This window comes from Pontibacter populi, assembly GCF_019336435.1.
In the GTDB taxonomy this organism is placed as follows: domain Bacteria; phylum Bacteroidota; class Bacteroidia; order Cytophagales; family Hymenobacteraceae; genus Pontibacter; species Pontibacter humidus.
In genome coordinates this window covers 74,288-87,439 of record NZ_JAHWXQ010000001.1, presented here as the reverse complement: position 1 = coordinate 87,439, position 13,152 = coordinate 74,288, and the positions used below count along the sequence as shown (strand labels likewise).

Annotated in this window: 13 protein-coding genes; 8 read left to right on the top strand and 5 right to left on the bottom strand. The window is 45.6% G+C overall.

What is annotated here, in order from left to right; genetic code table 11:
- Positions 1 to 128 precede the first annotated feature (128 nt).
- Positions 129 to 1,655, bottom strand: coding sequence for a helix-turn-helix domain-containing protein (locus tag KYK27_RS00310; protein WP_233150188.1), 1,527 nt, complete (start codon positions 1,653 to 1,655; stop codon positions 129 to 131).
- Between the two features lie 120 nt (positions 1,656 to 1,775).
- Between KYK27_RS00310 and aceB the strand changes: the two genes are divergently transcribed.
- Positions 1,776 to 3,374 carry a malate synthase A gene (gene aceB / locus KYK27_RS00305; RefSeq protein WP_199108091.1) on the top strand — a complete coding sequence of 533 codons (1,599 nt, stop codon included), beginning with the start codon at positions 1,776 to 1,778 and terminating at the stop codon, positions 3,372 to 3,374.
- 141 nt (positions 3,375 to 3,515) lie between these two features.
- Positions 3,516 to 4,796, top strand: a complete 1,281-nt coding sequence (aceA, locus tag KYK27_RS00300; RefSeq protein ID WP_199108090.1) for an isocitrate lyase — start codon at positions 3,516 to 3,518, stop codon at positions 4,794 to 4,796.
- A gap of 111 nt (positions 4,797 to 4,907) precedes the next feature.
- On the opposite strand, the gene KYK27_RS00295 is transcribed toward aceA, so the two are convergent.
- Both KYK27_RS00295 and KYK27_RS00290 read right to left on the bottom strand, forming a co-directional pair.
- Positions 4,908 to 5,303 (bottom strand): hypothetical protein, encoded by a 396-nt coding sequence (locus KYK27_RS00295; protein WP_199108089.1) that lies wholly within the window; start codon positions 5,301 to 5,303, stop codon positions 4,908 to 4,910.
- A gap of 118 nt (positions 5,304 to 5,421) precedes the next feature.
- The gene (locus KYK27_RS00290) at positions 5,422 to 6,849 is read right to left on the bottom strand and encodes an aldehyde dehydrogenase (RefSeq protein WP_199108088.1); all 1,428 of its coding nucleotides are present in this window, start codon (positions 6,847 to 6,849) and stop codon (positions 5,422 to 5,424) included.
- Between the two features lie 422 nt (positions 6,850 to 7,271).
- On the opposite strand from KYK27_RS00290, the gene KYK27_RS00285 reads away from it, so the two are divergent.
- Positions 7,272 to 8,117, top strand: a complete 846-nt coding sequence (locus KYK27_RS00285) for a hydroxymethylglutaryl-CoA lyase (RefSeq protein WP_199108087.1) — start codon at positions 7,272 to 7,274, stop codon at positions 8,115 to 8,117.
- Between the two features lie 3 nt (positions 8,118 to 8,120).
- Positions 8,121 to 8,861 carry a (Fe-S)-binding protein gene (locus KYK27_RS00280; RefSeq protein WP_199108086.1) on the top strand — a complete coding sequence of 247 codons (741 nt, stop codon included), beginning with the start codon at positions 8,121 to 8,123 and terminating at the stop codon, positions 8,859 to 8,861.
- A gap of 116 nt (positions 8,862 to 8,977) precedes the next feature.
- Here KYK27_RS00280 and KYK27_RS00275 read toward each other — a convergent pair whose 3' ends face one another.
- Complete coding sequence (locus KYK27_RS00275; RefSeq protein ID WP_199108085.1) at positions 8,978 to 9,658, bottom strand: outer membrane beta-barrel protein; 681 nt, start codon at positions 9,656 to 9,658, stop codon at positions 8,978 to 8,980.
- Positions 9,659 to 10,167: 509 nt separating this feature from the next.
- Between KYK27_RS00275 and KYK27_RS00270 the strand changes: the two genes are divergently transcribed.
- From KYK27_RS00270 to KYK27_RS00255, 4 genes are read left to right on the top strand one after another with little or no spacing between them, the layout of a single operon-like run.
- Complete coding sequence (locus tag KYK27_RS00270) at positions 10,168 to 11,010, top strand: TIGR02587 family membrane protein (protein WP_199108084.1); 843 nt, start codon at positions 10,168 to 10,170, stop codon at positions 11,008 to 11,010.
- A gap of 10 nt (positions 11,011 to 11,020) precedes the next feature.
- Complete coding sequence (locus KYK27_RS00265) at positions 11,021 to 11,443, top strand: hypothetical protein (protein ID WP_199108083.1); 423 nt, start codon at positions 11,021 to 11,023, stop codon at positions 11,441 to 11,443.
- A 22-nt stretch (positions 11,444 to 11,465) separates the two neighbouring features.
- Positions 11,466 to 12,371, top strand: coding sequence for a cyanophycinase (locus KYK27_RS00260; RefSeq protein WP_199108082.1), 906 nt, complete (start codon positions 11,466 to 11,468; stop codon positions 12,369 to 12,371).
- Positions 12,372 to 12,380: 9 nt separating this feature from the next.
- On the top strand, positions 12,381 to 12,758 hold the full coding sequence (locus KYK27_RS00255; protein WP_199108081.1) for a hypothetical protein: 378 nt from the start codon (positions 12,381 to 12,383) through the stop codon (positions 12,756 to 12,758).
- A gap of 70 nt (positions 12,759 to 12,828) precedes the next feature.
- Here the strand turns inward: KYK27_RS00255 and KYK27_RS00250 are convergent, their stop codons facing one another.
- On the bottom strand, positions 12,829 to 13,152 hold the full coding sequence (locus tag KYK27_RS00250; RefSeq protein WP_199108080.1) for a 2Fe-2S iron-sulfur cluster-binding protein: 324 nt from the start codon (positions 13,150 to 13,152) through the stop codon (positions 12,829 to 12,831).

Genomic DNA, 13,152 nt, shown 5'->3' with positions numbered 1-13,152 from the left:
TATAAGTAGCAAATTACAAATTGATTTTATAGTTATAAGGTAAGTATACCGGAAATTTTAAATTTTCAGCTCCCGCACCTTTATATAGTACTATAACTATACTTGTAAAGTTGCTAATATGTTTGGATTTATACTTGCGTTGCAGGTTTCTGAAGTTGCTGTAATACCTCGTTTACCTGCTGTTGCCACTGTTGTTTCTGAAGTATAACCGGTGGAGCGGCACGTTCCAGGCAATCCAGGGCAGGGCAGCGTTCACAGGTTTCGTTTACCATTCTGTGCAGTATAGCAGGGTCCTGCAGGAATTTAACTTTACGACGCAGGTTCTCATTTAGCAGCAAGCCTATACTTACTGTTTCTGATGCCCGCTCCGAAGGGTGCGCCAGTGCTATGACCAGGTACTCATTATCTGAATTGATATAATTGGAACGCTGCGCACCAACTATAGGCCCGCCATTGGGCAGATTGGCCATAACCTCAAACAAGGTAAGCGAGATCCAGCGGCGACAGTAATGTTCACTTAACAGCGATGCGTGCGGGTTATGCAGGCCAGCCAGGTGGAGTTCTTTGGTAAGTGAATAATGTTGGGTACCAGGTTGGTGGTTAAACCGCAGGAAGAACAACTGTTTAATGTTAAAGAACCGTGGCAACAGTGACGTGATGCGGTGCAGCAACGTCTCGGGAGATGCTTTGTATGTATCCATCAGTTGCAGCAGAAACTCCGGTTGCCAGGTTGGCAACGCAAAAAAATGTTGCAGGTCCTGCACCAACCGGTCGCGGTTTAGCAGTAAAGCCCCTGCAAAGTACGAAGCCCTGAAATTGTTCAGCACTTCCTCAAAAGAAGTCACCTTCACCCACGTAGAAGTATAAGGCCGCAACTCTAATTTCAGGTGTTGGAAGCCGAGTTCGCGCGCCATGGCAAAAGCCTGTTGCTGCTCTGTTAAAGCTGCATTAAGTAAAAGCTTAGGCGATGTCCCAGGAATAAAAACAGTCCGAAGTGGCTTTAGTGCAGGCTGATCCTCAAAGGTCGCCAGTTCAGTTTCGATGCCATAGCCGTTACGGAGCAAGTCCGTTAGCTGCGGCAGGGTAGGCGTAAATTCTGGATCGAGGCCATGCGTTACCAGAAACGTTTCCGCTTCCGATTCAATATCTTCAAAGTAATTCTCATGCAGTTCCTGGTAAGAGCGCAGCGCTGAAAAATAGAACTGTTCTACCCGAAGGTCGAAAGCTCTGGATATCTCCAGTAAGGTTTTTATAAAGGCGCTCAGTTTAGCCGGAGCAGTGGCAAAAATATCGATCAGGCGACTCAGGTCCAGTCCGAAATGCTCCAGCGGTAGTTCCGACAGAATATTGGAATGCAGTAATTCCCCCACTGGCTGCAGCCGTTTTGATAACTGCAGCGATACCAGCGAATCATAGGTTACCCCCAGTGCATCAGCTATAGTTGCAATCTTGCTTGGCTTCGGGTGTTTTTTTCCTTTTTCAATCTCATTCAGGTACGATACCGATATCTCGGTTGCAGCGGCAAGGTCGGTCAGGGAGATGCCTTTTTCGATGCGTAATTGCTTTATTTTCAGACCGAGGATGAGTCGGATAATGTCTTCCTGCAGCTTCATGTAAGGGGCTATAGCTTGGGTGCTGATGTGAAATACGTGCATTTAAAAGATAACTCCTAAAAAAGCGTAAAAATATTTTTAGCGAATTTTCGCTAAAAATTAAAATCGTCCGTATAGTTCTAAAAATCACCTCAATTTGTTCATCATCAAATTCTTACAGCCATGATTACAGAAAGCGCTATCGAAGTAAAAGGCAAAAAGCAGGAAGAACTTAACGACATACTTACCCCGGATGCATTGGAGTTTGTGGAGATGCTGCACCACCGGTTCAATGCCCGCAGGTTAGAATTGCTGGCTGTAAGAGTAAAGCGTCAGCAAAGGATAGATGCCGGTGAACTTCCTGATTTTCTGCTCGAAACAGAGACTATAAGAAATGCTGACTGGATGGTAGGAAGTATACCCGAAGACCTGCAACTGCGTCAGGTAGAAATTACAGGTCCTGTAGACCGCAAGATGGTGATCAATGCGCTTAACTCTGGGGCGAATGTTTTTATGGCTGATTTTGAAGATGCCACCTCACCTACCTGGGAGAACCTAATACACGGACAACTAAACCTGCGCGACGCCATTCGCCGGGATATCGATTTTACAATACAGAATGGCAAGACCTACCGGCTAAACGAGAAAGTAGCCGTATTGATGGTGCGTCCGCGCGGCTGGCATCTTCCAGAAAAGCATGTGCTGATAGGAGACACGCCCGTTTCAGGTTCGTTGTTTGATTTTGGCCTCTACATTTACCACAACGCGAAAGCACTGTTAGAGCGCGGTACCGGCCCATATTTTTACCTACCTAAACTGGAAAATCACCTCGAAGCCAGACTTTGGAACGATGTATATGTTGCTGCCCAAGAAGCCCTGGATATACCTGTCGGAACTATAAAATGCACCGTGCTCATCGAAACGATAACCGCTGCTTTCGAGATGGAAGAGATTCTGTATGAGCTGCGCGAGCATATCGTTGGGCTGAATGCAGGTCGTTGGGATTACATTTTCAGTGCGATCAAGAAATTCAGAAAGCACCCTGCTATAGTTTTCCCTGACAGAACAGATGTGAACATGCAGGTACCTTTTATGAAAGCTTATACCGAGCTGTTGGTAAAGACCTGCCACAAACGCGGTGCACATGCCATGGGTGGTATGGCCGCTTTTATACCTAACCGCCACGACCCAACTATAAACGAAAAAGCCTTTGCCAAAGTAGCCGCCGATAAAGCGTTTGAAGCAGCCAATGGATTTGACGGTACCTGGGTAGCCCACCCGGATCTGGTTAAGGTTGCCCGCGCTGCTTTTGATGATGTATTAGGAGACAAACCGCACCAGAAAGAGGTGCTCCGCGAAGATGTGCAAGTGACAGCAAAAGACCTGCTCAACTTTACAATTCCGGATGGGAAAATCACTGAACAAGGCCTACGGCTGAATATAAATGTAGGCATCATGTACATCGGTAACTGGCTGTGCGGAACAGGTGCGGCGGCTATTCATAACCTAATGGAAGATGCCGCTACCGCAGAAATATCCCGGGCACAGGTATGGCAGTGGCTGCACCACGACAATACCAAAACGATAGATGGCCATGAGATAACCGAAGCGCGTGTGCTGCAACTCATTAAAGAAGAGACTGCGAACATAAGAGAAGAAATAGGCTTGGTCATGTTCAAGAACTGCCATTTCGAAAAGGCAGCCCAGTTATTTGCAGAACTGGTGTTGTCCAAATGCTTCGTCGAGTTTCTGACACTTCCTGCTTACAAATACATTGATTAAATAATTAATAATGGAGAATGAGTAATAGCTGGCAGAGCAACTGCTTATTATTTATTCATCATTTCTGATTCGTCATTACTTCTCATTATTCACTACTAAATAGTCATTCATCATTAGTCACTACTCATTATACAAACTGCCATGAACAAGAAAGAAAGAATCCAGAAGATAGAAACAGATTGGATCGAGAATCCGCGTTGGGCGGGAATCCGCAGACCCTATAGTGCCGAAGAGGTAGTGAAGTTGCAGGGCTCGGTACAGATAGAGCATACACTGGCCAGAAACGGCGCGACTAAACTATGGAAGTTGCTCCACTCCGAGAAGTATGTGGCGGGACTTGGAGCATTAACCGGCAATCAGGCAGTGCAGGAAGTACAGGCAGGGTTAAATGCCATTTACCTGAGCGGCTGGCAGGTAGCTGCCGATGCAAACCTGGCCGGCCATATGTACCCGGACCAAAGTTTATACCCGGCCGATTCTGTTCCTAATGTGGTGAAGAAGATCAACAATTCGCTGCTGCGTGCCGACCAGATACAAAGTGTGAATGGTGATGGGGAAACAGATTACATGGTACCTATAGTTGCAGATGCGGAGGCTGGCTTTGGTGGTAACCTGAATGCGTTTGAGTTGATGAAAATGATGATAGAAGCTGGGGCAGCAGGGGTGCATTTCGAGGACCAGTTATCGTCTGCCAAAAAGTGCGGTCACCTGGGCGGTAAGGTTTTAGTACCCACGCAGGAGGCTATCAACAAACTGGTAGCGGCGCGCCTGGCTGCGGACGTAATGGGTGTGCCAACCCTGGTTGTTGCCCGCACTGATGCAGATGCAGCTACGCTTATAACCAGTGATATTGACCCAAGAGATCATGAATTTATACTGGATGCGCCACGTACCAGCGAAGGTTTTTACCATGTGCGCTGCGGTATAGAGCAAGGGATAGCGCGCGGCCTCGCGTATGCCCCGTACGCCGACCTGATCTGGATGGAAACATCGCACCCTGACCTGGGGCAGGCGCGCCGTTTTGCAAAAGCCATTCATCGGGAGTTTCCGGGTAAATTACTGGCCTATAACTGCTCTCCGTCGTTTAACTGGGCTGCTAAATTAAGTGTGGAAGAGATGGCTACTTTCAGAGAAGAGCTGGCGGAAATGGGTTACAAATTCCAGTTTATAACGCTGGCTGGTTTTCATGCGCTTAACACCAGTATGTTTGAGCTGGCCAAAGCTTACAAAGAGCGTGGTATGGCAGGTTACTCTGAGCTGCAGGAACGTGAGTTTGCCCTAACCAAAGATGGCTTTAAAGCAGTAAAACACCAGTCGTTTGTAGGTACCGGATACTTTGATGCTGTGCAGAATACCGTAACTGCCGGCGCAACGTCAACAGTTGCTTTAGCGGGCTCAACCGAAGCAGAACAATTTCATTAATAGACTTCTCTTATAAGCAGCAAAAACCGTTGGCGCCTGGATGTCAACGGTTTTTCGTTTTATAGTTGTAGCTGGAAAACTCCTCTGAAATATGGCGTTGGCAGTTTATGCCTAATGTACTACACGCAACACGGGCTCAGGTAGTGGCTGGCGGGTTTCATGATCTATGGTAAAATAACCCACCATGCTTGGGCCATAACCCAGATTTATTTCGATAAACCTATTCTTTTCAGGGAGCATGGTAATAAGCTCTGACCGAAGCTTGTTGTATTCATTTAACAGGTCAGCCATCTTTTGTTCTTTGTCATTGAGCTCAGGGTTATTGCCACCTTCTTTAATTTCCTGTTCCAGGTCGTGCTGCTCAGGGTTAAAGTCCGATTTCATGCTCTGCAACGAAAGCAGTTCCACATCCAGTAGGCGAATGTCGCGCTCAACGTTAAGGTATTCTCTTACCTTGTCTTCCAGTGGCTTAAGTGTTTTATCTAAATATTGTGTCAGGTTTTCCATAATAAACTGAAGGGTGATTGTGTTTAAAGAAGTATACGCAACTCACCGAAATTATTTGCACCTATTTCAGATATCACTCCCGGAACTATAGTTTACTTGCCAATAAGCTCAGAACCTGTTACAGCCAATTAAAGAATCTGCGGAGTAGTTTTAATTTATTGCCATAAGGCGGATACCGGAAAGGCAAGTCGAGCCAGGTGCCGCGATCAAGTATACTTTTCTGATGTGAAAAAACATCGAAGCTGGCAATGCCATGGTAACTGCCAAGGCCACTGCTGCCCACGCCACCGAACGGCAGATTAGGGTTAGCCAGGTGAGACAAAGTATCGTTGATGCAGCCTCCGCCAAAAGTAACCTCCCTTAATATGCGTTGCTGCTGTGTTTTATTGGTAGAGAAAAAATAAAGAGCAAGCGGTTTTTCGTGCCGGTTTACCATTGTAATGGCCTCGTTCAGGTCGTTAAAAGAGATAACCGGTAAAATAGGTCCAAAAATCTCTTCCTGCATAGCCGGATGATCCCAGGTGGAAATCTCCAGAACTGTAGGGGCTATATAACGGCTTTCAACATCGGTTTTGCCGCCGATCCGGATGTTTTCCGGCGTTAGCATTTTGCTAAGCCTTTCAAAATGGCGGTCGTTTATGATGCGCGCAAAGTCCGGGCTGTTAGCTGGCTGTTCTCCATAAAAGTCCCGGATGCTTTTGGCCATTTGCTGTATCAGTTCTTCTTTTACGTCTTCCTGCACCAACACATAATCTGGGGCTACGCAGGTCTGGCCAGCATTCAGAAACTTGCCCCAGCAAATGCGGCGGGCGGCCATCTCCAGGTCAGCATCCATGTCAACTATAGCCGGGCTTTTTCCGCCAAGCTCCAGGGTAACAGGAGTAAGGTGTTCGGCGGCGGCTTTCATAATAACTTTGCCAACCTGCGTGCTTCCGGTAAAAAAAATATAATCGAAGCGCTGCGCCAGTAAATGTTGCGTTGTTTCTACGCCGCCTTCCACAACGGCAATGTACCGTTCATCAAAGTTTTGAGAGATAATACGCTTAACTATAGCTGCTGTATTAGCTGCAATCTCGGATGGTTTAAGGATAGCGCAGTTGCCCGCTGCCATAGCCCCGATCAGTGGTGCGAAAAGTAAATTAAGCGGATAATTCCATGGAGATATAATAAGGGCCACCCCATACGGCTGCGGATATACATAACTCTTTGCCGGAAAATTGATCAGTGATTCAAGTACTTTGCGGGGTTTGGTCCAGTCTTCTATATTCTTTAGTGCCAGTTTTAATTCCAGTTCTATAAACCCGATCTCGGTACCAAAAGCTTCCAGGGCAGGCTTCCGGAAATCAGCGTACAGCGCATCGAATAATTCCTGCTCGTGCTGCTTTAGTACCTGCTGTAACTTTCGTAGCTGCTCTTTCCGGAACGACACGGCCTGGGTATGATCTTCAGCAAAATAGCCTCGCTGTAACCTGTGAAGTAACTGTATCTTTTCCAGGACTTCTTCCTTTGGTAGCTGGTTGGCAATGTTTGGTTGAGCAACGGGCATAGCTTAAACAGTTGGAATTTTATAGTTGGATGATTGCGCTCCGGGAAGGCGACTGGTAAACGAATTTATAGTTTGTATACGTTAGAATAATGGCCAACTATAAACTAAGGTGGGCCTGTTGGCAGAGGCACCTGTATTAAGGGTAAAAGGTACGCAATAACAGGTTTGCGAACTATAGTTTCCTTAGCGGTTACCTAAGCTGCATTTTACTTCCGGTGATTGGTGGCTTAAGTTGTTTATAGCTGTGTGATAGTTGTGTGGTAGAATCTATAGTTGGAAATTATAGTTAAGATACTCATGTTTTTCTGAAATTAAAGGAAGTATCGCCTTGAAAGTAAACGCAAAAGCAAATACTATAAATTTGTATCTTTGATTGCAAAAGTAACCCGGAAACGGCTGCCCAAACTATAGGTAACCAAACTATGAAGATAATTGAATGTCCGCGCGATGCCATGCAGGGCCTCCACAAGTTTATACCCACCGAAGTTAAGATCAGCTATATTAACCAGCTGCTGCAGGTTGGGTTTGGTACGATAGATTTCGGGAGCTTTGTATCGCCGAAGGCTATACCCCAGTTAAGCGATACCGCCGAAGTACTCGCCAACCTGGACCTGGAAAATACGAGCTCTAAGTTGCTGGCTATTATTGCAAACGTACGTGGCGCCGAGGATGCTGCCCAGCACAAGCAGATCGATTACCTGGGTTTTCCGTTATCTGTTTCCGAAACATTTCAGCAGCGCAATACCAACAAGAGTATAGCCGAAGCGATGGAACAACTGGCGCAGATTCAGGACATCTGTCACAAGCACGATAAAACGTTGGTTACCTACATTTCCATGGGGTTCGGAAACCCGTACAACGACCCATGGGATACGGAAACGGTGCTGCATTTCGTTCAGGAACTGGATAAGCTGCAGGTAAAGATCATTTCGCTTTCTGATACCATTGGCGTCTCGAACCCTGAAAACATCGATTATCTGTTCAGCTCGCTTATTCCGGCGTTTAAACATATTGAGTTTGGCGCACACCTGCATACTACACCAACCACCTGGCAGGAGAAAGCTGAAGCTGCCTATACAGCCGGTTGCCGCCGTTTTGATGGCGCTATCCGTGGGTTTGGCGGTTGCCCGATGGCAAAAGATGAGTTGGTAGGAAATATGGCCACCGAAAATTTAGTAGCTTACTTTAACACGATTGGTGTAAATTTGAACCTGAACAACGCCGCACTTCAGTCGGCTATCGCACAGTCTGTTGCTGTGTTCTCTTAACCTATGGCAAAAAAGATAATTGTAGATATTTTCATTCCCTGCTTCGTAGACCAGATGTTTCCGGAAACAGGCATGAACATGGTGAAAGTGCTGGAAAGCGTGGGCTGCGAAGTGAACTATAACCCAAACCAGACCTGCTGCGGACAGCCTGCTTTTAACGCCGGTTTTTTCAGCGAAGCCCGCGAAGTAGCTACCAAGTTTTTAGATGATTTCTCAAACGATTCATCCAGTTATATAGTAGCCCCTTCTGCCTCGTGTGTGGGCATGGTGCGCAACGCTTACCAGGATATTTTTGTAAAGTCGTCGAACCTGGTGAAATACCGCTCTATGCAGAAAAAAGTGTACGAGTTCACCGAGTTCCTGACAGATGTACTGGGCATAACTTCTATACCGGGTGCATCCTTACCAGGCAAATTTACTTACCACGACTCATGCAGCGCTCTGCGTGAATGCGGCATTAAAGCGGGCCCGCGTGCGTTGCTGCAAAACGTAGATGGCTTTGAACTGGTAGAGATGGAAGATACCGAAACGTGCTGTGGTTTCGGTGGTACATTTGCCGTTAAGTTTGAAGCGATCTCCTCGGCGATGGCAGAGCAGAAAGTAGACAACGCTTTGGCCACTGGAGCCGAGTTTATAGTTTCGACGGACAGTAGCTGCCTGATGCATTTGGAAGCCTATATCAAAAAACAAAACAAGCCGATCAGAACCATGCATATTGCCGATGTGCTGGCAAGTGGGTGGTAGATTTGATGGTTGAATTGTTAGATTGTTAAATTGTTAATTCAGTAATTAACTATAAATTATAAAAAAGGCCTGTGCAACTATAAACTGCACAGGCCTCTTTGTTTTGTTAACTATAGTTAGCGATTAAAATGATAGCTGAAGTTAACTACCCAGGTTGAGCTTCTCAGATCTAACCCAATACTAGAAGTTGAATTTTCATGGGTTGAAGTTTCATAATAGTTTGTATTCTTTTCTGATCTATAACCCAGAAATCCAAAGCCCATTCCTGCACTAACTTTCTCACTTGGGAAGAAAACAAGACCAGGCGTTAAGCCTGCGTGTAAAGCTAATGTTTCGCTGTTCTTCTTAAATGATGATTCAGGATTATTGTTTGCTTTGCTTTCCCTGTTTTCGAATCCGATACCGCCAGTTGTTGTAAACGCGAATTTATCAGTCAGCATATAGTACTTTACTATCGATGCACCAATCTGATATATATGTTCCCTTTCTTTTGCCTTGCTACTACTTGTTGATTGATCACGGGTAATATATTTATAGTTATTGAGACCATATCCAATATAGGCACCAACCCTTAAATTGTCTTTAATAAAGTAGCCTATGCCAGGTGCAAAACGGAAAGCTGTACCATTAGTTCTATAAAATGAGGTTCTATCAATAACAGGGTTATATACCTTTTGATCATAAGTTGAGATACTCAATGATAGATCGCCAGATACCACTTTAGTGCCCTGACTGGTTTGTGCAAATGCGCCTGTGCTTAACAGGCCTAGGATGGCAATTGTAAACAATTTCTTCATGTTTGTTTTAGGTTAAGGTTAGAAGATATTTAAACATTGCGATGTTGCAATATTCATACCAGAATCAAACTGTTTCCATCCGTCAGGAATAATGCTATAGTTCCCGATCAGATAGTGGCGGCTAAAGTACAATTTGTGGAAGGTATAAAACGGTATTTTACCTGTACAAATGCTTAATTTCAGTGTGTTTTCCATATCCTCCTATCTTGCAAGCGTACAAACCCGAGCGCTACGGAAACGAAATCAGCACAATTATAATTTAGGCATACAGCTTAGTTAATTACTGCGCACGAAGAGAAAAATAGCCTTGTGCAAGTGGTAGGTGGCACAAAAACTTCTTTTTTACGTGCCAACAAAATACCTGCCTGCGCAGGATGTTTTAACTTTTGTAATTGATTTAGAGAGGAGTAAAGAATTGTGCTGGCAAGTATGTTCCCATTAATATACTTATATAAATCGAAAGCGTATACTGCCATAAAATAAGTACAGTACAAAAAAGGTAAAAGAGTTTGATAGGAAACAGACCCGTAAGTAAGTCGCTGAAAGAGTATGCGCGGGGCATAACAGGAGGCTTGCTATTTAGCTTTCCATTGCTGTATACCATGGAGGTATGGTGGGCCGGCTTTAGTGCCACGCCAATACAGTTGCTGACGCTGGTAATAGCAACTTACCTGTTGCTACTGGGCTATAACCGTTATGCAGGTATGCGGCCCGGGGTAACGTGGCGCAGCGTCATGATCGACTCGGTAGAAGAAATGGGTATTGGGCTTGTGCTTTCGTTTTGTGTGCTACTCGTATTAAACCGTATTCAGCTAACTGATATGGGAATGAGCAGCGAAATGATGGGCAAAGTGATCATAGAAGCCATGGCGGTATCCATAGGCGTATCGATTGGTACGGCGCAGCTAGGCGCTGATATTGAAGAAGAGGACAACGAAAAGCTGGAAGAAGAAAAGAGTCCTGGCCGCCTGGGGATGATCGTGCTGGCTTTTTGCGGTGCCCTGCTGATTGGCGGAAATGTAGCGCCTACCGAAGAGGTAGTGATGCTGGCTGTGGAGGCTGAGCCAGTACACATTTTACTGATGGCACTGGCCTCGCTGCTGCTAAGTGTAGTAGTAGTTTATTTCAGTGATTTTAAAGGAACGGCCGCTAAGGTTTCTGAAGACCTGCTGTTCTGGCTTACCTTCGATACATGCGTAAGTTACCTGGTGGCACTGCTGGCTTCGGCCTTCACACTCTGGTTCTTCGGCAGGTTCGATAACGTAAGCTTCTGGACGGCGTTTTCTCAAACTATAGTTTTAGGCGTATTGTCGTCTTTGGGCGCATCAGCTGGCCGTTTGCTTATAAAATAGAATAGCGAACATGAATAATAACAGGAATAGAGACAAAAATAAAGAGAATAAGGATGACGAAAAAAACTGGCTTGAGTGGCTTGTGTTTGCCGTTAGCCTGCTGTTGCTGCTTGGCATCTTCGGATACTTAGGCTACATGGTTAAAACCTACGATCCAACAGATCCGAAAGTATTTGCAAAGGCAAGTCACGACCCGTCGGAAGAGGCGCCAAACCGCTACCAGGTGACCATTACAAACAAAGGTGGCACGACAGCCGAAGAAGTTATTGCTGAATTTATACTGTATAGTAATGGCAAAGAAATGGATAAATCGGAACTGCAGATTGCTTTTGCGCCCAGGGATTCTAAGCGCGAAGGCTGGGTTACCTTTTCAGGTGAGCCCGCCGTATCTGATTCAGTAGTGGCAAGAGTAAAAAGCTTTAAAAAACCCTAAAACCTTAAAACAGTGTAAGACTATGGCAAAGAAGAAAGACAGCCCGGAACCAGTAGATAAAAATCAACGCCAGAATGAATTACCTGCACCCAAGGGGAAACTGCTGGCTATTGGCGGTAAAGAAAACAAAAACGGAGACGAAGAAACAGAAGTGCAGCGCCTAAGCATGGACTTTATAAAAACTGAGATACTGAAGCGTTTTGTAGAGGAGCTGAAGGGTGAAAACCCGATGGTGGCTGTGTTGCCGACAGCATCGGGTGAGCCCGATAAGAGTGCGCAGGATTATGTGAAAGTGTTTACTGAATTAGGGGTAAAAAATGTAAAAGTTATTGATATTAAAGAAAGAGCAGATGCCATGCTTCAGGAGAACTGCGACATCATAAACAAAGCAGACGGCCTGATGATAACCGGCGGAGATCAGCTTAAACTTACAGCTATACTTGGAGGCACCTCTTTCCTGGAAACTATAAAAGACCGCTATACGCACCACAACTTTATTATTGCCGGTACCAGTGCCGGAGCAGCCGCCCTGTCTACACCTATGATCTATGAAGGTGAAACAGCCCATGGCATGCTTAAAGGGGATGTACGTATTACCACCGGACTCGAATTTTTAAAGAATGTAGCCATCGATACCCACTTTATACAACGTGGCCGCATCGTCCGGATGGCGCAGTGCATTGCCACAAACCCCGGGTGTATCGGTATCGGGTTGGAAGAAGACACGGCTATAATGGTGACAGAAGGCCGGAATATAGAGGTAATCGGCACGGGGTTAATTACAGTAGTAGATGGCATGAAAGTAACCCGAAACAGTATATATGAAATAGAAACAGGGCAGCCATTTTCGATCTTCGGTCTTAACGTACACCTGATGGCGGAAGGAGAGAACTATACGTTGCCGGTATTCGAGCAGATAATAAGATAAACCTTAAGTATGAAGGCATATACAGTTGCCAAATTGCAGGGGCTATACTGGTTTGTAACCGGAGTATGGCCCTATTTGCATTTAAAGAGCTTCCTTATAGTTACAGGTCCTAAAGCGGATATCTGGCTGCTTTATACTGTTAGTGTTTTGATAACTATAGTTGGTGGGGTATTGCTTGTGGCAGGTATTCGGAAGCAGGTAACTCCCGAACTAAAATGGCTTGGCATTGCAGGCGCCGCCGGCCTTACAGGAATAGATATGTATTATGCCCTGAATGATGTGATCTGGGATGTGTATCTGCTGGATGCCATAGGAGAGGTAATTCTTATCTTGCTTTGGCTTTGGGCTGGCCGTAAAGGGCTGGCTATAGTTCAATCGCATTCCTGATATCCGGAACAGCAATAAAAAAGGTGTTCCGTTTACCAGAACACCTTTCTATAGTTATATATTAAGCTGCTTACGCTTCAGGCTTTAATCGTACTACCAACCCATCCATTTCAGGAGATATACGCAGCTGGCACGATAAACGGCTGGTGGCTGTAGCATGTGGCAGTGTTTCCAGCATGTAAGCCTCATCATCGTTCATCTCGGGTAGTTCGCCGCTTTCCAGCACCTCTACGTGGCAGGTGGCGCAAATGGCCATTCCGCCGCAAATAGCAGGTACGTTCAGTTCATTGGCTTTCATCACCTCCATTACCGAAAGACCCATGTCTGTAGGCGCTTCCAGTTCTACGCGTTCGCCATCCTGGGTTTCAACTATAATCTTAATCAGTTCTTCCAT

Bases quoted from the DNA above. Each gene is read 5' to 3' on its own strand.
- KYK27_RS00285 (WP_199108087.1), top strand. From the start codon at position 7,272: ATGAAGATAATTGAATGTCCGCGCGATGCCATGCAGGGCCTCCACAAG.
- KYK27_RS00310 (WP_233150188.1), bottom strand. From the start codon at position 1,655: ATGCACGTATTTCACATCAGCACCCAAGCTATAGCCCCTTACATGAAG.
- KYK27_RS00280 (WP_199108086.1), top strand. From the start codon at position 8,121: ATGGCAAAAAAGATAATTGTAGATATTTTCATTCCCTGCTTCGTAGAC.
- KYK27_RS00265 (WP_199108083.1), top strand. From the start codon at position 11,021: ATGAATAATAACAGGAATAGAGACAAAAATAAAGAGAATAAGGATGAC.
- KYK27_RS00260 (WP_199108082.1), top strand. From the start codon at position 11,466: ATGGCAAAGAAGAAAGACAGCCCGGAACCAGTAGATAAAAATCAACGC.
- aceA (WP_199108090.1), top strand. From the start codon at position 3,516: ATGAACAAGAAAGAAAGAATCCAGAAGATAGAAACAGATTGGATCGAG.
- KYK27_RS00250 (WP_199108080.1), bottom strand. From the start codon at position 13,152: ATGGAAGAACTGATTAAGATTATAGTTGAAACCCAGGATGGCGAACGC.
- KYK27_RS00290 (WP_199108088.1), bottom strand. From the start codon at position 6,849: ATGCCCGTTGCTCAACCAAACATTGCCAACCAGCTACCAAAGGAAGAA.
- KYK27_RS00275 (WP_199108085.1), bottom strand. From the start codon at position 9,658: ATGAAGAAATTGTTTACAATTGCCATCCTAGGCCTGTTAAGCACAGGC.
- KYK27_RS00295 (WP_199108089.1), bottom strand. From the start codon at position 5,303: ATGGAAAACCTGACACAATATTTAGATAAAACACTTAAGCCACTGGAA.
- aceB (WP_199108091.1), top strand. From the start codon at position 1,776: ATGATTACAGAAAGCGCTATCGAAGTAAAAGGCAAAAAGCAGGAAGAA.
- KYK27_RS00255 (WP_199108081.1), top strand. From the start codon at position 12,381: ATGAAGGCATATACAGTTGCCAAATTGCAGGGGCTATACTGGTTTGTA.